At 42.2% G+C, this 18,746-nt stretch carries 22 protein-coding genes and 1 pseudogene; 18 read left to right on the top strand and 5 right to left on the bottom strand.

Annotated features, from left to right (window positions below):
• Positions 1 to 87: 87 nt before the first annotated feature.
• The 7 genes from RE628_RS20350 (at position 88) to RE628_RS20320 (ending at position 4,179) form a co-directional block, all read left to right on the top strand.
• Positions 88 to 369, top strand: coding sequence for a hypothetical protein (locus tag RE628_RS20350; RefSeq protein WP_309154745.1), 282 nt, complete (start codon positions 88 to 90; stop codon positions 367 to 369).
• Entirely contained in the window at positions 309 to 596 is a 288-nt protein-coding gene (locus tag RE628_RS20345; protein ID WP_309159517.1) for a DUF4275 family protein, read from the top strand. Before RE628_RS20350 ends, RE628_RS20345 begins: the two co-directional genes overlap by 61 nt.
• A 330-nt stretch (positions 597 to 926) precedes the next feature.
• Positions 927 to 1,256, top strand: a complete 330-nt coding sequence (locus RE628_RS20340) for a glyoxalase (RefSeq protein WP_309154744.1) — start codon at positions 927 to 929, stop codon at positions 1,254 to 1,256.
• 229 nt (positions 1,257 to 1,485) lie between these two features.
• A complete protein-coding gene (locus RE628_RS20335) occupies positions 1,486 to 1,749 on the top strand; it encodes a CPCC family cysteine-rich protein (RefSeq protein WP_309159516.1) in 264 nt (87 codons plus the stop codon).
• A gap of 367 nt (positions 1,750 to 2,116) precedes the next feature.
• Positions 2,117 to 2,599 (top strand): 2'-5' RNA ligase family protein, encoded by a 483-nt coding sequence (locus tag RE628_RS20330; RefSeq protein ID WP_309154743.1) that lies wholly within the window; start codon positions 2,117 to 2,119, stop codon positions 2,597 to 2,599.
• A gap of 38 nt (positions 2,600 to 2,637) precedes the next feature.
• On the top strand, positions 2,638 to 3,075 hold the full coding sequence (locus tag RE628_RS20325; RefSeq protein WP_309154742.1) for a hypothetical protein: 438 nt from the start codon (positions 2,638 to 2,640) through the stop codon (positions 3,073 to 3,075).
• 162 nt (positions 3,076 to 3,237) lie between these two features.
• The gene (locus RE628_RS20320; RefSeq protein WP_309154741.1) at positions 3,238 to 4,179 is read left to right on the top strand and encodes a phosphotransferase enzyme family protein; all 942 of its coding nucleotides are present in this window, start codon (positions 3,238 to 3,240) and stop codon (positions 4,177 to 4,179) included.
• Positions 4,180 to 4,453: 274 nt separating this feature from the next.
• Here RE628_RS20320 and RE628_RS29745 read toward each other — a convergent pair whose 3' ends face one another.
• From RE628_RS29745 to RE628_RS20305, 5 genes are all read right to left on the bottom strand, one after another.
• Entirely contained in the window at positions 4,454 to 4,777 is a 324-nt protein-coding gene (locus tag RE628_RS29745) for an IS3 family transposase (protein ID WP_375142946.1), read from the bottom strand.
• Positions 4,690 to 5,289, bottom strand: a complete 600-nt coding sequence (locus tag RE628_RS29740; protein WP_375142945.1) for an IS3 family transposase — start codon at positions 5,287 to 5,289, stop codon at positions 4,690 to 4,692. Before RE628_RS29740 ends, RE628_RS29745 begins: the two co-directional genes overlap by 88 nt.
• Positions 5,290 to 5,293: 4 nt before the next feature.
• Positions 5,294 to 5,629 (bottom strand): transposase, encoded by a 336-nt coding sequence (locus RE628_RS29735; RefSeq protein ID WP_375142944.1) that lies wholly within the window; start codon positions 5,627 to 5,629, stop codon positions 5,294 to 5,296.
• Between the two features lie 126 nt (positions 5,630 to 5,755).
• Positions 5,756 to 6,475 carry a CAP domain-containing protein gene (locus RE628_RS20310; RefSeq protein WP_309154740.1) on the bottom strand — a complete coding sequence of 240 codons (720 nt, stop codon included), beginning with the start codon at positions 6,473 to 6,475 and terminating at the stop codon, positions 5,756 to 5,758.
• 640 nt (positions 6,476 to 7,115) lie between these two features.
• Positions 7,116 to 7,883: an alpha/beta hydrolase gene (locus tag RE628_RS20305; protein WP_309154739.1), complete on the bottom strand. Its 768-nt coding sequence runs from the start codon at positions 7,881 to 7,883 to the stop codon at positions 7,116 to 7,118.
• A gap of 251 nt (positions 7,884 to 8,134) precedes the next feature.
• Between RE628_RS20305 and RE628_RS20300 the strand changes: the two genes are divergently transcribed.
• The 11 genes and pseudogenes from RE628_RS20300 (at position 8,135) to RE628_RS20250 (ending at position 18,707) form a co-directional block, all read left to right on the top strand.
• Positions 8,135 to 9,853, top strand: coding sequence for a sensor histidine kinase (locus RE628_RS20300; protein ID WP_309154738.1), 1,719 nt, complete (start codon positions 8,135 to 8,137; stop codon positions 9,851 to 9,853).
• The gene (locus RE628_RS20295; RefSeq protein WP_309154737.1) at positions 9,850 to 11,448 is read left to right on the top strand and encodes a response regulator; all 1,599 of its coding nucleotides are present in this window, start codon (positions 9,850 to 9,852) and stop codon (positions 11,446 to 11,448) included. Before RE628_RS20300 ends, RE628_RS20295 begins: the two co-directional genes overlap by 4 nt.
• Positions 11,449 to 11,608: 160 nt before the next feature.
• Complete coding sequence (locus RE628_RS20290; RefSeq protein ID WP_309154736.1) at positions 11,609 to 12,529, top strand: ABC transporter permease; 921 nt, start codon at positions 11,609 to 11,611, stop codon at positions 12,527 to 12,529.
• An 84-nt stretch (positions 12,530 to 12,613) separates the two neighbouring features.
• Positions 12,614 to 13,460, top strand: a pseudogene (locus RE628_RS20285) (carbohydrate ABC transporter permease).
• Between the two features lie 144 nt (positions 13,461 to 13,604).
• The gene (locus RE628_RS20280) at positions 13,605 to 14,855 is read left to right on the top strand and encodes an ABC transporter substrate-binding protein (RefSeq protein WP_309154735.1); all 1,251 of its coding nucleotides are present in this window, start codon (positions 13,605 to 13,607) and stop codon (positions 14,853 to 14,855) included.
• A 16-nt stretch (positions 14,856 to 14,871) separates the two neighbouring features.
• On the top strand, positions 14,872 to 15,159 hold the full coding sequence (locus tag RE628_RS20275) for a DUF3502 domain-containing protein (protein ID WP_375142942.1): 288 nt from the start codon (positions 14,872 to 14,874) through the stop codon (positions 15,157 to 15,159).
• Positions 15,160 to 15,180: 21 nt separating this feature from the next.
• Positions 15,181 to 15,579, top strand: a complete 399-nt coding sequence (locus tag RE628_RS20270; protein ID WP_309154734.1) for a dihydrodipicolinate synthase family protein — start codon at positions 15,181 to 15,183, stop codon at positions 15,577 to 15,579.
• Positions 15,536 to 16,105 (top strand): dihydrodipicolinate synthase family protein, encoded by a 570-nt coding sequence (locus RE628_RS20265; RefSeq protein WP_309154733.1) that lies wholly within the window; start codon positions 15,536 to 15,538, stop codon positions 16,103 to 16,105. The genes RE628_RS20270 and RE628_RS20265 overlap by 44 nt, the downstream gene beginning before the upstream one ends.
• Positions 16,106 to 16,124: 19 nt before the next feature.
• Positions 16,125 to 16,907 carry a type 2 periplasmic-binding domain-containing protein gene (locus RE628_RS20260; RefSeq protein WP_309154732.1) on the top strand — a complete coding sequence of 261 codons (783 nt, stop codon included), beginning with the start codon at positions 16,125 to 16,127 and terminating at the stop codon, positions 16,905 to 16,907.
• A gap of 59 nt (positions 16,908 to 16,966) precedes the next feature.
• A complete protein-coding gene (locus tag RE628_RS20255; protein WP_309154731.1) occupies positions 16,967 to 17,764 on the top strand; it encodes a type 2 periplasmic-binding domain-containing protein in 798 nt (265 codons plus the stop codon).
• Between the two features lie 52 nt (positions 17,765 to 17,816).
• On the top strand, positions 17,817 to 18,707 hold the full coding sequence (locus RE628_RS20250; RefSeq protein WP_309154730.1) for an ABC transporter permease: 891 nt from the start codon (positions 17,817 to 17,819) through the stop codon (positions 18,705 to 18,707).
• Positions 18,708 to 18,746: the final 39 nt, after the last annotated feature.

The raw sequence follows: 18,746 nt of genomic DNA, 5'->3' as shown, positions 1-18,746 counted from the left end.
CGTGAGCACAACAACGTTATAAGAAATTGCTGAACTTCGATAAAAAGCAAAAGACACATAGGAAACACTAAATCAACGGAGGTATTTATGATTAAAGATGAAATTAATCGAATCCTAGAGAATTTGCCAGAAGAAGAGTTAAATAAAGTTTATTGGTACGTTGAAGGGATTCAAAAGAAATATCTATTTCAGATGAATTTAACTAAGAAGGGTATTATCATTTCAGAATTATTTGAAGAATCGCAAGACATTATTAATTTATGGGATCGTACATTCGCAAAGAATATTAGCGAAGAAGAAAAGAGTCTATTTATTATAATCAATACAGGTGGCATATTTTCAGTTATGAAAAACAAGTCTGTTCAATAAAAGAAAAAGCAAGAAAAGAATTTAATGAAATAACTAAAAGTGAAATATATGTGATGTATCAAGACTCTCCTTATGTAAGGTTATATAAAAATGCAAATGATGTAGTGGCTGAGGATTTTGATTCTGAACAAGACATATTTATTTTTGATAGAGACTTCACTTGGACTTATGTACATACCCACGAATCAATGTGTGGACCGTACTATTACAAAGTAATACGAGAGTAGTTTCGAAGAAGGCACACATCTTATAACACCGTATCTAACGCTGCGGGGCATTCGCCCCTTGGTTCGCAGGATGGATAAGTAAAGAAGTTGAATCAGCGAACAACCCTGCGAGGCTAAGTCCGTCGAACCTGGTCGCTAGGCTCCCTTATGACTCTCGGGCTCGTAGATAGAAGAACGTTATAGGAAAATTCGGGCCAAACAATAACAAACCCAGAATAAAGTAATTCTATAACTTGGATGATGTTTTAGAATTGAAGTTTACAAGAAGGGATGAGATTTATGGTTACAAGAGGGTTTACGAATTTGCTTCAGATTTTCCCAAGTTCTGATATGAAGAAGACAGCAGAATTCTATGAACGTATTGGCTTTAGAGCAGAAAGTTATCTTGAATCAATTGAACCACATATTTGTTTGTATAGGGATCAAATAGAGATAGTTTTAACAAGTTCAAATCAAGAAAATATAGTACCTAATCGAGAAATACATGGCTACGGATATGATGCATATTTAATTACAGATAATCAAGAGGAAATGGAGAGGAGTTTGAGTGAGTTAGGCGTAAGGATCGTACGACCTTTATTAATAACGGATTATAACAATAAGGAATTTGTATTTGAAGATATTGATAGAAGATGGATTGCTGTCGGTAAGAAACAATAAGTAGTTAAAATGAATGATTGGTAGAAAAAATTTCGGAGATAGCCCGACATGCGATAACATCGTATTCACGCATCAGGGCTATCGCCCCTCGGTTGTGAGATGTATAATCATGGAAGAAGCTTAGACAACAAACGCCCCAGCCTGAGATAAGAGCTATCTAAGGCTGGGGCGTTTCGTGAATAAAAGAACGTTATATGAAAGTGCGAATTTCTTGAAAGGACATGATTTAATGACTAGATTTGCTTGTCCCTGTTGTGGGTACAAAACACTTGATGAAGAACCACCTGGAACATATGAAATCTGTAAAATTTGTTTTTGGGAAGATGATGGAGTTGAATTTGATGATCCCGATTATGCAGGTGGAGCCAATGAAGTCTCATTGAGACAAGGACAATCGAATTTTCTTAAATTTGGTGCATGTGAAGAGAGATGTATTCAATTCGTAAGAAAACCAAATAAAAACGATATTTATGAAGGACCAAAGAAAATTTAATTCATTTAAAGTTTTTAAGAGATTAGTTAAAAAAAATTAATAAGAATTGTTGACTTGAATGTATATCGAGGAAGTCATCACCTTCATATAATACCGCGTTCCCGCTGCTGGGCTAACACCCCTTGGTTTACCCGAGGTTTTTCAGAGAAGAGGATTCAGGCAGAAACACCTGCGACCCTAAGATTTACATCTAAGGGTCTTGGCGTCGGGAACATACAAACGTTAGATGATATCAATGCAATGTGTTTAACCCCTATGTCAAATCATTAAAAACTATTGAGTGGAAAGTAGTGATTCTATTTTGTATGGGGTAGTACTTCATTTTGACTCAAACACAGAGTATATAATCAATAATTTATGGAAGGAATTGAGTGATAACGGCATATCTAACTATGCCTACGAGATTCAGAATAGAAAACCGCATATTACTTTGGCAGATTATTCGGACTTGGAAGAGGCTCATTATAAGGAATTGTTTGAACAGTACTATGAGTCAGCAACAAGGATATATCTAACATTTAGCATGTTTGGGACGTTTATAAATAGTGGAGCTTTGTTTTTATCTCCGAATCCAACAAGGGAATTAATAGAATTACACTTCAATCATCATAACCACTTCAAGCAGTATAGTGTTTTCTCCAATTCTTTGTACTACCCTGAAAGATGGATACCCCATTGTACAATTGCAAACCGTTTAACTAATCAGAAATTATTAGAAGCATTACAGTACAGTACGAACAGACTAGAGATGATTCGAGCTGAAGTTCAAGAAATATCATTTATTAAATTGCTGATTCAAGATAATAATAACAAAAGAGTGGAAACGATCTTTAGTAAGAGACTTTTATAAGGTAATGTAGAATAATCGAGGAAGCATCATACATTGATGTGAGAGTAACAATTATTCCTTTTGTTGGTCCACATATAAGTTACTCAAAAGAAGTAATGCCTAAAAGGAACAAAACAGGAGGATTTGTAGTGATTATAAGGTTTGAACGTAGTAGTGTTTGCATGGGTGATGATTGTATGGCTCCCAATCCAGCAAAACTAAATATCTCTGATACAGCTAGCTTCAAAGATTTGATATACAAGATTAAACAAATAAACTATTTACCTAATGTATATGGAGGAAAAGCAACGTGGATTTTGTACCACGGAACTAAACCAATGGTAGTCGTTGCTCAACAATGGGAGGAAGCAAAGTATTTAATAAATCAAGACACAAAACTATTTGAACTTTTTCACAATGCTGAATCCACAGATCTTGAGTTTGTATATCGTAGTCAGAACGAACCAGATGAGGTATTAAACATCAATTCCAATTAACAAGAAAAGATAACTGTTCGCATTTCGGAGTAATGGGATCAGGCAGATAACTCTGCACTGGCTAAGTCCATCGGACCCAGCGCGCAACGCCTTATGGTTCTCGGGTATGTGAACACAAGAACGTTAGCTGAAATCTTATGTAAGATTGTAAGGAGGGACCCAATGAAGGTTGATAAATCTGTTTTGAATCGATTACTTACTTTATTGAACTGTCACGAATCAAAAATTCGTGTACTCGGTGGATATTTTGATAATGTTTACGAAATTTCAAACGAAGTACCAATTATTATTAAGATCTTTAATAGAGAGTTTGATACAGAGGAGCAAATTTTGTCTGAAATCGAATGGACTAAATTTCTCAAAGAAAATGGAGTAAATGTAACGATTCCTATAATTCAAAACGGAGAATCATATATTAATATTTTAACAGAAAATTTATTTTATGTTGCATACAAGAAAGTTAAGGGAAATCATATTGATATTAATAGTGAAGATTGGAACGAAAAATTATTTAAGCAATGGGGTAGAGGGATGGGGACGATGCATTCCTTATCCAAGATGTACAAAGGTAAGTACAAACGACCAGAATGGAATGAGCATAAGATTTATCAGATGAATATGGACTCTTTAGATTTTAGGATTAAAGAGAAATGGGAGAACTATCTTGAAGAGTTTAAATCAATGAGCAATTCTAAAGAATTATATGGAATCATACATGGAGACTTACATCACCATAATTTTCTATGTGATAAAGGTGAAATTACATATATTGATTTTGGAGACAGTGAATTTAATTGGTTTGCATATGATATTGCTATCGCTATCTATCATGCTTCACAAACGATTAAAGATAGAGATGAGCGGGATCAGTTCGCCTCCTTATTTTTCAAATCATTTATTGAAGGATACTCAATTGGAAATTCAGTGAATGGAATATTGAAACACGTTGATTTTTTTATTAATTTTAGGTATCTGTACTCATTTGTTTATCATAATCAATTTTCACAAAAAGATCAGTTGAATAAACAACAGCTTAAATATTTAGAAAAAATGCAACAAACAATAATAAACCAGAAAACGTACTTAGGAATTGCGTTAGTATAACAGGAAAGTAGATGATAACAGTAACACCGTATTCAAGCTGCGGAGCTGACGCTCCTTGGTCTGGCCGAAGTTAAGAACCCAAGGAATCATATTTCAGATAACATCATATTCAGACATCTGGACTATCGCCCCTCGATCCGCGATGAAGATGGATGAGATTAATAAATCGAGTCAGTGCGATGACACGAAATAACTGGTGGCGTATGCAGGATTTGTAAGTATCAAAAACCCGACATATTGGTCATACCCCTGTCAAGTAGACATATAAAAAAAGCTAAGCTGCTAGCGCGCACCGGTACTCAATCGGTGCGCGTTGTTTCAATTTGGCTTGAAAACGGTGATAGTTGTAGAAATAAATATAATCTTCTACTGCTTGCTGAATTTCTGCTCCTGATCTACACTGTTTAATATACAGCTTCTCTGTTTTGAGATGCGAAAAGAAGGATTCGATGCATGCGTTATCCAGGCAGGTTGCTTTGCGAGAGTGGCTGCCTTTAACGCCGAGTGCTTCTAATTGCGTGTTGTATGCCTGAGACGTGTATTGGAAGCCCTGATCCGAATGGAGCACGGCTTCCGAAACGTCTCTTTCTTTGCCCATTCTTTTACTGTATCTAGTACGAGTTCAACATCGTTACGTTCTGACAAATTCCAGGCGACAATCTCGTTGTTAAATAAATCTTGGATGACGGATAAATAATAAAATTTCTTTCCGTCGGAAATATAGGTAATGTCAGTGACCATTTTTTGCTGCGGTGCTGTAGCATGGAATTGGCGCTTTAAGCGATTGGGATAGACAACAGAAGGCGTATAATTGGACTGTTTTCGCTTTCTCCGTATCACCGATTGGATCGATAATTCACTCATGATCCTCGATACTTTTTTATGATTCACCTTGTAACCGGCTTCCCATAAGGCGGTCATCATGCGCGGGTAGCCAAACTCTGGGTGTGCAAAATGGATAGCCATCATATGTTCTTTAATTCCATGATCCTTGTCTCGCCTTGCCTCACGCTCAGGGTTTGTGGCTCGCCATTTGTAATAACTGGCTCTTGGTATTCCTGCAATGGTTAGCAAACGTGTAATGCCGTGAGAGCCGCGTAGTTCTTCCACTATTTTATAGTTCTCTTGCTGGCTGGGGCTTCTCCTTTACTAGATTTGGATACCGCTTTTTTAAATAATCTACCTGTGCTTTCAGGTAATCTCGCTCTTCTTCGACACTTCCAAACGACGTACGTGGACGTCCCTTCAGTGGATTTACTTCACCTTTACTCTTACCAAGTGACTCACCGTTTTTCCACTTCTTCACCCAAACCTTTAGCTGCGAACAATTACGAATTCCCTCTCGTTCGGCCACTACCTTGTAACTTGCAGAGCCTTTCAAATAAGCTTGGACTGCCTTTAATTTGAATTCTTCAGTATATGTGTTGAATGTTTGTCCCTTTCTAGCCATAAAATATCCCCTCCAAGTGTCACTCCAACCTCCATCTTAACATGGAGGTTTTTTTGAGTGTCTACTTGAAGGGGATAATACCATATTGCGGGTTTTTGATACTTTATTGTTGAGAGATGAAGGGCGCTATCCAGTAAATTCCTGGACCCATGTGTTGTTATAATAAGCAATACCGATATTAGTATAACTATTATTCAGTATATTTGCTTTGTGGCCAGGGCTATTCATCCACTCCTTCATTACCTGGGTAGGGGTGGTTTGCCCTTTTGCGATGTTTTCTCCAGCGGTATTGTATGTGATTCCGAATTCCTTCATCATATCGAAAGGGGATCCATGTGTTGGAGAATTATGATCAAAGTAATTGTTGTTGTACATGTCCTGTGCCTTGACCATAGCCATATTTGACAATTCTTCATTTCTACTCAAGGAACTTAATCCTGTTTTGGCCCTTTCTTGATTGACCAGATCCAAAACCTGCTGCTCGAAATCAGATTTATCTGTAGTATCTTTTTTACCTTCCTGTACTTGTTCTGTTGAACCTGCTGGCTCCTTATTTTCAGGATTTCTTGCAGGTGCCTGGTTTGCTGGATTTCCATTCGGTGTTCGAATCAGATCCAACAAATCCGATGGAATTCCATTTTGTGCTTCTTTTGTTGTAATAGATGATCTCTTTTGCCAAGTTGTTGCTGTTGATGATGCCTGTGTGAGGATAGAGTTTGGTGCAGCAGCATGATCATGAGTTGAAATTTGTTTTTGCTTAGGAGTCACTTGATTTTGCATCATATTGTTATGGGACGAACAGCCTGCCACCAATAATAATATTGTTAAAACTAAAAACTTTGCCATTTGCCAACCTCCTAGATCCGTTAGTTAATGAAGTTTCCGGATTTAGGTTTTCCTGTTTGTCATTCACTTATGCAGCTTGCGAATTGTCGTTGGAACGATTTGGGAGCTGCTGCCGCCGCTTAAAGTGAGATATTATTCGATCTCCAGTTCGCCAAGCGAATAGCTCGAGCAGCCTAGCATAACAGATCCGAAAACGCATGATTGCGTCTGACGGTGCTGTCCTTGTTTTGGACGAGAGCCCTCTCCTGTAATAACAATAGCATGGTCCATTGATGAAGAGAGACGTTCTGTATACCAACGAGCACGGGTCAGAAAAGTTAGGTAATTCCTGTTGAACATCAAAATCCCCAGTTAGACTTAACGCCTGACTGGGGATTAAATGAGAGGGCCATGTATTGCTGCCCGTCCCGCTTTCGGCCAAGGGCAGGAGCTGTTGATATGGATGTTCAAAATAATCCCTGGGCAACAATACTTGTCGAACAGAGATCCTTGATAGTCTTCATCAGATCGCTGACTGGCAGGACTGGGGTAGAAATCGATAAAATAATGCGGCCGAGGAATGTTTGAATCTTTAACTTCCATTGCTGCGGATACATTCGTTGATAGAGGATTTAGGGCATGATTGCTGCAATAGATTCATTCAAGAGTCCTTCCTAACAAAATGGTGGTGCCGGAGCCAATTGACGCAGCATCCGAGCCATTGCCGGCAAAGCGGGTCCCCTTCGGACATGCCCAGACCATGAGGGCCTTCCTCAAACACATGAAGTTCAAAAGGAATGCCTGCCTTAGATAACGCACCTACAAACAGCATGCTGTTTTCCATAGGAACAACGGCATCATCGGAGGTAGTCCAGATAAAGGTCGGCGGGCTGCTTGAATTTGCCTGATGGTTGGATGAAAAGGCCTGTATTTGATCTGGCCCTGGGTTATCACCAAGGAAACGTTCACGGCTTCCCTGATGAGCATAAGGTTCCTCGAATGTAATCACCGGATAGCCGAGGAGTAGAAGATCCGGTTTTACGGTACCCGTAACGGCAACGATGGAAGCGAGATGGCCTCCAGCCGAGAATCCGATCATGCCGACTTGCTGCGGGTTAACCTTCCACTCATGAGGAGTCTCCCGAATCCAAAGAATGGCATCCTCGACATCCCGAATCAAGACCGAAGGCGTAATATGGTCAAGTTGATAATGAAGAACGCCCGCATGAATGCCTAGCTCATTGAACCAGCGGGCAATAGGTTCACCTTCATGCGGAGCAAGCAGATAGTATCCGCCGCCAGGCAGGACCAATACGAAGGGAAGTGCTTCTTGATCCCTGCCTTCAACGGGGTATAGTGTTAGAAGAGATGTGTTTGACGAAACCTCAGCTTTTGAAACTCCCTCAGTGTGATGACAAATCTGCAGCATAGTCTAACTCCTCCTATGTAATCGGTTTCAATTCAATGAGCGATAGCTCTTCATTGGGGTGATAGGACTTCCAGCATGAATTTTAATTTGTTTTGTGTTCATTTTAGATTTTGTTTGGAATCGAGTCAATATAGAAAGAAGGAATTCATTTTCGGTTGTCGAAACAACTCTAACATTAGTGATGTCGTTTCGGAGATTCAGATTTCTTTTTAACTCCATTTCTTGAAAAACAGAAAGCCAAGGTGGAACGGATGAGCAAAGTATCTGGCAAGCTGTATATTCCATACACATACAAGGTGATGATTCCCTATTTGATTCTGGTCTTGCTAACGGATGTGGTGATCGGCTATATTTCCTACACGATGCTCATTAAATCAAGGACCGAAATGGCCGAAACCAATATTCGGACCGCTCTGGAGCAAACAAAGAACAACATGAAATACCAAATGGATGAAATTCAGCGGATGTCCAACACATTGTTCTCCAGCATTTCTTTTCAAGACGCCCTGCAGATCCAAGGGGAGCCTCTGGACATTATGCTTAAAACGAGGGATGAAATTGTTCCGCAAATGAAAGCGCCGCTGTTATTATTCGGGAATAACATTCGCCTGGTACTCTACACGACAAACACGAAGATATACGAAATTCCCGGCGATGATATGTCGAAACCAATCACCAAGCGGGATTATTATATTCTTTCAGCCCGCAGCATCGAAAACAGCCAGTGGTTCAAATCATTGCAATCCTCGAGGAAAGACAATTTATGGCTTCAGATTGATTCGGACCGGGAATTGGGGGACATTTCCCATTTCCGCAAATTGATTTCATCGGGCGGTTATTCATCTGTCATCGGCTATATTCGTGTAACGGCCCGGTTTGACGATCTTTTAAGCAGTTTCGATACATTCCCGATCAAAGAAGGGATTAATCTGCGCTTGATAGATGCTGCTTCAGGAACAGCGATGTATAAGAAAGGGAATGCGCACGAGCTCGAAGGATCATTTTTCACGATACAGGAAGCGATTCCCGGTACAAACTTTATCATCGAAGCACTGGTGCCGCATGCCTATTTGAACAAGGATGCCGGCAGGATGCAGAAAGCGATTGGCATGGTTTGTTCGATAAGTTTCCTAGTCATGGCCGGTATCGGATTCATCGTTGCCCGGCTTTCCGGCAAGAAGATGAAACGGATTGTAACGTTGATCGAATCATTTCAGGAAGGTAATTTCTATAAGAGGATTCAGTTTTCCGGAAACGATGAATTTGTCCACATCGCTGACGCTTTCAATGCGATGGCGAGAAGCATTCAAGATCTGATCAGGAATGTTTACGAGCAGGGGATTCAGAAAAAGCAGGCCGAGCTCGATGCGCTCCAAGCGCAAATTAATCCCCATTTTCTTTACAATACGTTATCAACCATCGGTAGTCTGGCGAATTTGGGGGAAACTCGAAAGGTCACCAAAATGGTTAAAGGACTCGCCAAGTTTTACCGGCTGACGCTTAATGAAGGACATGTGTATGTTTCGCTTGAACAGGAATTGGAACAGGTGGAAACTTACCTGGAAATACAGCGGGTAAAATATGCGAATAACTTTACGGTTTATATGGACATTGATTCGGAAATCAGGGATGTTAAGGTCATTAAATTGATTTTGCAGCCGTTTGTGGAAAATATTTTTAAGCATGCCTGGTTTGGCGAAACGATAGCTATTCGTATCACCGGGCACCGGTTAAAGGATCGCATCGAGCTTAAGATCATTGATAACGGGATTGGAATGAAACCGGAGACATTACGTAAAATGCTATCCGCCAGTACTCAATCTGATGGGTATGGGCTTATAAATGTCCAGGAACGCATCAAGCTCAGATATGGAAGCGATTTCGGAATCCATATTGCCAGCATTTATGGTGCGGGAACAACGGTACAAATTTTACTCCCCATAGACAACGTTGAGGTGAATGAGATATGAATATTAACGTCATGCTTGTGGATGACGAAGATATCGATCTGGAATGGCTTAGGCGCAGGGTGGTAAGCAACCACCTGCCTTCCCTGAAGGTTGCAGGGACCGCGAAGAGCGGATTTACCGCCTTGGAGATGATGGAGCAGGAACGAATTGACATTATTCTTTCGGATATCCGCATGCCGATTATGAGTGGAATGGAATTTGCGCGAAAGGCGAAAGCAATAAATCCGCATGTCCATATTATTTTTATCAGCGGCCATCAGGATTTCAGCTACGCGAAAGAGGCGATACATTTAAGTGCTTCCGGTTATCTGCTCAAACCTGTAGATGACGATGAGCTTCACGAAATGCTGATGATGCTCTGCTCCAAAATTGAGACAGAACGGAAGCAGGATCTGTCCTTGACGGAAACGTTGAAACTTGTGAATCAGGAGATCCTGCTCCGCTGGTTCAATGAAATGACGCCGGGGCCGATCGAAGAGCATGTAACCGACTTTCTCGCGCCGTTATTACATCATGGATCTGTCGTTTCACTTATAGAAATCGATGATTTGGCTTGGAAGATCAAGACGATGGCGGAGGATGACAGGCGTACAATGACGACTGATGTTACGAATTTTGTCCGCCAATTCGCCGATGAGAAACATTTAGGATATGTCATCAGCAGCTACGATTTTCACTTTGTTCTCATTTCTACATTACAGAAAGATCATCTTTCCATACTGCTCAATGATTTAATACAAGCATTTAGCCAGAAGTTTCCGTTTACCTTAACAATTGGCATAGGGATGTACACAACAGAGATGAATAAGCTGCATGACTCCTACCATCAGGCACAGGCTGCTTTGAGCATTAAGTGGATCCTGGGCAAGAACCGTTTGATTCGTGATGCTTCCGCTTCCGAATGGTCGCCTACGGAAAAGATGGGATCGCAGCTGGAAGAAACCGTTGAACGGATGCTGCGGGCGATGCTGGAATACGATTTGATGACAATTGATGACTGCCTGCAGATGCTTTTCCAAGGGAATGAACCGATTTACCAAAAAAACGACGTCTATGACCTCATCATCCGGATCACCTCGAAGCTGCATGCGGAATTACGGCAAATGAACGAAAATTTATACGAGGTCGTAAAGTGGGATTCCCATCAACCCCAGATTCTCTTTCAATTCGAAACGGTACATGATATTGTTTCCTGGCTAAGGAAGAGGTTTTTTGAATTATCCGAGCTGTTGTATGTAAAAAAAACAAGGATAAAAAGAAAGTTGATTGATGAGATTACGGACTATGTATCCATCAAACTTGAACAGAAGATCACGTTAATCGAAGTTGCCGCCCATTTTGGATTTAGCCCGAATTATCTCGGCCAGCTGTTCAAGACCGAAACCAATATTCTGTTCAGCGATTTTTTGAACCAAATGCGAATGAAACGCGTCTGCGAGCTGCTGCTTGATCCTACTTTAAAAATATACGAGATTGCTGAACGCGTTGGGTATAAAAACATGATATATTTCAACAGACAGTTTAAGCAGTCAATGGGGATGTCGCCGGAGAATATCGAAAAAAGAATAAGGTTTAGCGACTTGAAACACAGATGAAGGAATATATGGCTCGGATCCACAGGCGGATTCGGGCCATTTTAAATACTTTTTCAACAGGATCGTTGAATTAGTATTGGTTTTCATTGCTCCCTGAATGATATCTCGATAGATTCCTATCTATAATTAAATCGTAGAGATTAGAGAAAGGGGAATACAGATGAAACGTCATGGATTCTGGGGGGATGTTGTCCGATATCGAGTCATATTGTTAATGCTGGCCCCAGCCGTCCTATATTTTCTGCTTTTTGCTTATGTTCCGATGGCCGGGATCATACTTGCGTTCAAACGTTTTGATTATGCAGGAGGTGTATTCGGTAGTCCCTGGAACGGGCTCGATAACATTCGTTTTTTCTTTGAATCCGGGGATGCATGGAGGGTAACAAGGAATACGGCATTATATAATATCGCGTTTATCGTGGTCAATAACCTTCTGCAAATTACGACAGCTATCCTGCTGTTTGAGGTTGGGGGCAAATGGTTTCGTAAAATAACGCAATCCGTATTGTTTCTGCCTTATTTCATCTCTTGGGTTGTGGTTGGCTCGATTGCTTATAATCTGTTGAATTATAACATTGGCACCGTCAACGTGCTTCTAAAGGGAATAGGCATTGAACCGATCGACATTTATAATACGCCTTCTTACTGGCCATTCATTCTTGTCATCGTCGCCGCTTGGAAAGCGTTAGGGTATGGAACAGTGATGTATCTGGCTGCCATAACGAGTATTGATACCGAGATGTATGAAGCGGCCGAGATCGATGGAGCAAATATTTTTCAACGTGTTTTCAAGGTAACCATTCCCAATCTGTATCCGACGATCATTATTCTTGTGCTGCTGGCCGTTGGCAATATTTTCAGAGGCGACTTCGGAATGTTTTACAACATGGTGGGCAACAACGGCGTATTGTTTTCCGCAACGGATGTGATCGACACCTTTGTTTTTAGGTCCCTGATTACGACGAATGAAATCGGAATGTCGGCTGCCGCTGGCGTTTATCAATCCGTGCTTGGTTTTATAACCATTCTCGTAGTCAACTATGCTGTACGCAAACACGACAGAGACCGCGCATTATTCTGAACATGGAGGTCATGAAAAGTGATAAGCAATACGAGTCCTTCCAAAGCAGCCGGACAACAACTTGACCGCCAGCTATTCGTCGTCATGGGTTATGTGCTGCTATCCATACTTGCCATCCTGTGTCTGTTTCCTTTTCTGTTGATTGTTTCCTCCTCCTTGACGGAGGAGAGCGCAATCGCGAAGAGGGGTTTAAGCTGTTCCCAACAGTGCTCTCGCTGGATGCTTACGGCATTCTCTTCAAGTACCCGAGCAAATGCTACGAGCTTATGCGGTAACGATCACCGTTACCTTGGTCGGCACGATATTGGGCTTGTTTCTGACAGCGATGACCGCTTATTGCCTTTCTAGAAAAGATTTTAAATGGCGAAATACATTTTCCTTCTATTTTTTCTTTACAACATTGTTTAGTGGAGGGCTTGTTCCCTGGTATTTGCTCATGGTGAACTTTCTCCATTTGAAAGATAGGATCCTGGCTTTAATCATCCCAATGCTATTTAATGTTTTCTACATTCTTGTCATGAAATCTTTTATGAGCAATGTTCCGGAGGCAATCGTCGAATCGGCAAAAATAGATGGGGCTGGCGACTTCCGTATTTTTATTCGCCTGATCATCCCGCTCTCAAAGCCGGCGCTCGCCACCATCGGTTTGTTTCTTGCGCTGGGTTATTGGAATGATTGGTATCATGCTTTACTGTTCGTTTCCGACGAAAAGCTGATGCCACTGCAATATTATCTCTACAAAATGCTTGGCAATATGGATGGCATGAGAAAAGCGATGATGGAATCGGGAGCTGTGATGACAACGAGCATTCCGGCCGAAAGTTTGAAGATGGCGATGACGATTGTTGCAAGCGGTCCCATTTTGATTACCTACCCGTTTATCCAGAAGTATTTTGTGCAAGGCATGACGATTGGCGCCGTAAAAGGATGATTTAATCGAATTCTGCATTCCTTGCATAAGCAAAAGGCTGAGAACAACATGTTTGGCAGGATATGCAGAAGCGCTTTTGATTGCTTGTATGTCATTGGGATTTAAAACTGGTCCATCAATATATCATAAAGGGGAGTTTTGAAGATGCAGAAGAAGAGTAAGCGGGCCATGCTGGCATTTGTTCTCATTATGGTCATGATTCTAAACGCCTGCGGTGGCGGGAACAAAGGGGGCGAAGAAACCGCAAAACCGGCAGACAGCAAACAGACGGCTGCGCAAGACGAGAATTCGGATACTTCCAATGAAGTTAAGCTGAAGATGATTTTTCTGGGGCCAAAACCTGTCGATTACGATCAGGTGTATGCAGAAATCAATAAGAAGCTGAAACAGAAGATCAATGCGACCATCGAAGCGGAGTTTCTGGATTGGTCTGATTGGGCACAGAAATATCCGCTCAAGTTAGCCGCCAACGAAGATTTTGATTTAATCTATTCCGCCAACTGGGCAGGCTACAGCGATCAGGCATTGAAGGGAGGATTTTTGGAATTAACGGATCAAATGCTTTCGACTTATATGCCAATGACCTGGAAAGCGATGCCGAAGGAAAGCTGGGAACAAGCAAAAGTGAACGGCAAACTTTACATGGTTCCATCCAATAAAGGAGGGTTCGTCGAAAAACTGATTTTGTACCGCGAAGATTTGCGCAAAAAATATGGCTTGCCTGAAATCAACAGCCCTGAAACGTTTGCGGAATATATAAAGGCGATAGCCAAAAATGAACCAGGCATCATTCCATTCACTCCCGAAGCGGGAGATTGGAAGCTGCACAATTTGGATCGCATCTTGGTGAAGCAGAAGAATGACTGGAACATGCCGGATCTCGACTTGCCGCTGGCCTTCAAAATAACGGACGGCAAAGGACAAATATTTAACATTTACCAAACGCCTGAGTTCAAAGAGTTGTTGGCCTATTACAAGGATCTTGCCGACAATAACGCATGGTCGAAAAATGTTCTAAACAGTAAAAATGATCATATGCAGGATTTTAAAGACGGAAAAACGGCAACGGTTACACAAAATTTGGATACGCTTGGAGCCAAAATGGCTGAAATTCGCAGGGATAAACCGGAATATGAAGTGGCATTGGCGGATCTCACTCCAAACAGCAAAAAGTCCGTTGCGGTTTCTACGCAGAACGGAACTTCGATCCATGCAACCTCTAAAAATCCGGAACGCGCATTGATGTTTATCGACCTGGTGCAAAACGATAAAGAACTGCATGATCTGATTATGCACGGCATCAGCCGGCACGCATTACGAACCCGTTGGCGAAGACAAATTCAAATCAACGGCCCAAAACGCGAACTATGCAGGTTACTCCAAATGGAGCTTTGACTCGCCTTTAAATCGGGTGAATGTGACCTTTCCGCAAGAAGCCGCTGACCTGGCGAAAGTATGGGAAGGGAAAGTATACCACTATCCGCTTGAAACGTTTGTATTCAACAATGCCGATGTAAAGACAGAAGTGGCGAATGTAAGCAACGTTATGCTTCGGTATGCCATCCCGCTCGAATACGGAGTGATTCCGGACATCGACAAAGGTTTAGCGGAGCTGAATAAACAGATGAAAGCCGCAGGGATCGACAAAATTCAGGCGGAAATGCAAAAGCAAATCGATGAATTTCTGGCGAAACGATAAGAGAAGGAGAAGGCGAAGACGATGGATATCAGAAACGGCGTTTTTCCGACGATGATTACCCCTTTTAATGAAAAAAAGGAGATTGATTACACTGCGTTAAGGGAGTATGTTGAATGGCTTATTGGTCATGGAGTCCAGGGGTTGTTCGCAGTTTGCCAGTCCAGTGAAATGTTCGCTTTATCGTTAGAGGAACGTGTCCAATTGGCGAAGTTTGTAACGGAGAAGGCTGCAGGACGCGTACAGGTCATCGCTTCGGGCCACATCTCGGATACAAATTCGGATCAGATAGAGGAAATCCGCCGGATTTCCTCCACCAGGTATCGATGCATTCGTATTGGTAAGCAACCGACTGGCCGCGGCAGACGAATCGGAGGAGGTGTGGAAACAGAACGCGGAAATGATTTTATCGGAAGTGCCTGATGTTTCCTTTGGCATTTACGAGTGCCCCTACCCGTATAAACGTTTGCTTTCTCCCGAACTATTGAAGTGGTGCGCGGGAACGGGGCGGTTTTCCTTCCTGAAGGATACCTGCTGTGATCCAGAGCAGATCGAAGCCAAGCTGGATGCGATTAGGGGCACGAGCTTAAAGCTGTTCAATGCAAATGCCGCTACATTGTTGAAATCATTGGATATGGGGGCGGCCGGATATAGTGGCGTTATGGTCAACTTCCATCCTGATCTGTATGTGAGGCTGCTTCAACTGCAGCGGGGTAATGTCGCCGAGGCGGTCCGGCTGCAGCAATTTCTCGGTCTAGCATCTGCGGTTGAACGTCAGCCTTATCCGCTGAATGCCAAGTATCATTTAAGCTTGGAAGGGCTTTCAATCGGTTTGCACGGACGTACTGGTGGTAATGCAAGTCTGAGTGCTTCGATGATGCTTGAGATCGAGCAACTTAGGGGAATGGAGCAGCAGATTCGGGAGATGTTTAATCTCCATACATTTTAAAGCCGGGGGGAGTATCTGAATGAAAAACAGAGTATCCAAATTTCTATCCTGTATCATGAGTATTATACTCATCAGTGGAACATTAGTCGCTTGCACCGATACAAAACAAAACGAGAGTAACCCGCCTGCATCTGAGAACAATTTGCTTGACGGCGGAATCACGAATGCCACAGGTTTTCCAATTACGAAAGAGCCGATTACATTAACTGTGGGCATTGCAAACGGAGCCCATATGGGAGATTTCACCCAATATAACTTATGGAAAAAAATCGAGAAAAAAACGAACATAAAAATCAACCTGAAAGTATACAGCGATGCCGAAAAAGCGAACCTGATGTTCAGCAGCCGGGACTACCCGGATATCGGGTTCAGAATGGATGCTTCTGAACAGGCGATGTCGGATGCCATCGATGCGGGAGATATCGTCGGAATCGATGATCTCCTGCAATACGCCCCCTCCTGGAAAAAGTTCTTTGACACGAATCCGGAGCAAAAGAAGCAGGCACTGATGCCGGATGGCAAATTGTACGGCTTTCCTTACGCGGTATTGAATGAGACCTCCTATAACCTGCGGGATCAATGGTTTATCAACAAAAAATGGCTGGATGAATTGGGACTTCAGATACCTACGACGACGGATGAATTCAAAAACGTGTTGATGGCTTTCAAAAATAATGCAGGAAAGGGTTCGATACCAAAGAACGTCATCCCATACTACATATTGTACGGCAACAACATTGGCGGCCAATTCGATATGTATGGCGCGTTCGGCGTATATACCCAGGCAGCTATTTCATTGTAGAAGACGGCAAATATAAATCACAGGCCACGAATCCCGATCTCAAAGAGCCGATCAAATACATGGCCGATTTGTATAAAAACGGGTTGATCGTTCCGGAAGCGTTTACAGATGATTGGGGAAGATATACGGCTGCCATTTCATCCACCCCTCCTTTGGTCGGTTCAATGACTTCGTTTGTAGATCAAGGACAAAACGCGAGCGACGGGAAATGGTGGACCCCGATGGCGCCATTGAAGTCTCCAAACGGCAAGAATCCCTTAATACGCCGTCAGACCAAAAGCATCTGGCCGCGAAACTTTGTCATCTTCAAAAACAATAAGTATCCCGTGGCATCAGCAAGATTGGCAGAGCTCCTGGCCGATCCGGAATGGTCTTTAACGGAGAACTTCGGCAGCGAAGACGTATGGTGGAAGAAAAGCAGTGACGGCAAATACGAATTATTGACTCCAACCACGGAAGTGGCGGATGCAGATAGAGCGTTGGGCAATTACGGCATAGCTCTTTTGGATGAAGATATGTTCAACAACAAGATCGTCAACGACAATTTCAAGAAAGAAGGAACGCGTGAATGGGCATATGAAAATATTTACAAAAAATATTTGCCGGAAAAAAACCTGAACTATCCTCCGATGCCCAGCGGCTTGTTAAGCGACGAAGAAAAGCAGAGAATGACCGATTTGAGTCAATCGCTTAATGATTACATCAAAACCACGGTTGCCAACTGGATATCCGGCAAGGGCGACATTGATGCGGAATGGGATGGCTATGTCAAGAAATTGAAGGATCTGGGGCTGGATGAATATATGGAGCTGAATCAAAAACAATTGGATGCTGCTAGCAAGTTGGGCCATGAATAGGTGGAATAATCCAACTGAATAAAGTCAAGAAGGGGGAATAACCATCAATCGTGTGAAACAAAATATCGGGCTTTACTTTTTAGTTCTTCCCGCACTGATTTATGTCATTCTGTTTGATTATGTGCCTTTGTACGGCGTGCTGATTGCGTTTGAGAATTTCAAGCCGATCAAAGGGATATGGGGAAGCGACTGGGTAGGATTATACCATTTTGCACGGTTCGTTCATTTGGATTTATTCTGGGTGCTGATCAAAAATACGTTAACTTTAAGTCTATACTCTCTTATTGCGGGATTTCCGATACCCATCATCCTTGCTTTGGCGCTTAACAGCGTGACGAGCAAGAAATTCAAAAAAGTCGTGCAGACCGTAACCTATGCTCCTCATTTCATTTCAACGGTTATTTTGATAGGAATGCTGAATGTCTTTCTTTCCCCAAGATTGGGCGTTGTCAGTCAGTTGCTCAATTCCATCGGTTTGATTCATGGGCCTATGATGACATTGACGAACCCGGATGCCTTCAGCCATTTATACGTCTGGTCGGGAATCTGGCAGGGTATGGGATGGGGAAGCATTATTTACCTGGCTGCGTTATCTGGAGTTGATCCTTCTCTGCACGAAGCGGCGAAGGTCGATGGAGCTTCCAAATTCCAACAGGCATGGTATATTGATTTGCCATCGATCATGCCCACCATTGTAACGTTATTGATCCTCAGCTGCGGCAATATACTCGGTGTCGGATTCGAGAAAGCTTTTCTGATGCAGAATTCCCTGAATTTAAGCAGCTCCGAAGTGATATCCACTTATGTCTACAAGAGTGGATTGCTTCAATCCCAGTTCAGCTTCTCCGCGGCAATCGGGCTGTTTAATTCGGTTGTCAATTTGGTCCTGCTGTTGACCGTCAACAAATTAGCCAAGAAATTCGGGCAAAATGGAATTTTCTAATCAGGATGGTTTTGAGGCGGTTTGGCTACGCAAAAACTT

The sequence above is a fragment of the Paenibacillus sp. D2_2 genome (genome assembly GCF_031199965.1).
Taxonomy (GTDB): domain Bacteria; phylum Bacillota; class Bacilli; order Paenibacillales; family Paenibacillaceae; genus Fontibacillus.
Note: the sequence above shows the minus strand (reverse complement) of the source record. Positions and strands in the feature narration are given on the sequence as shown.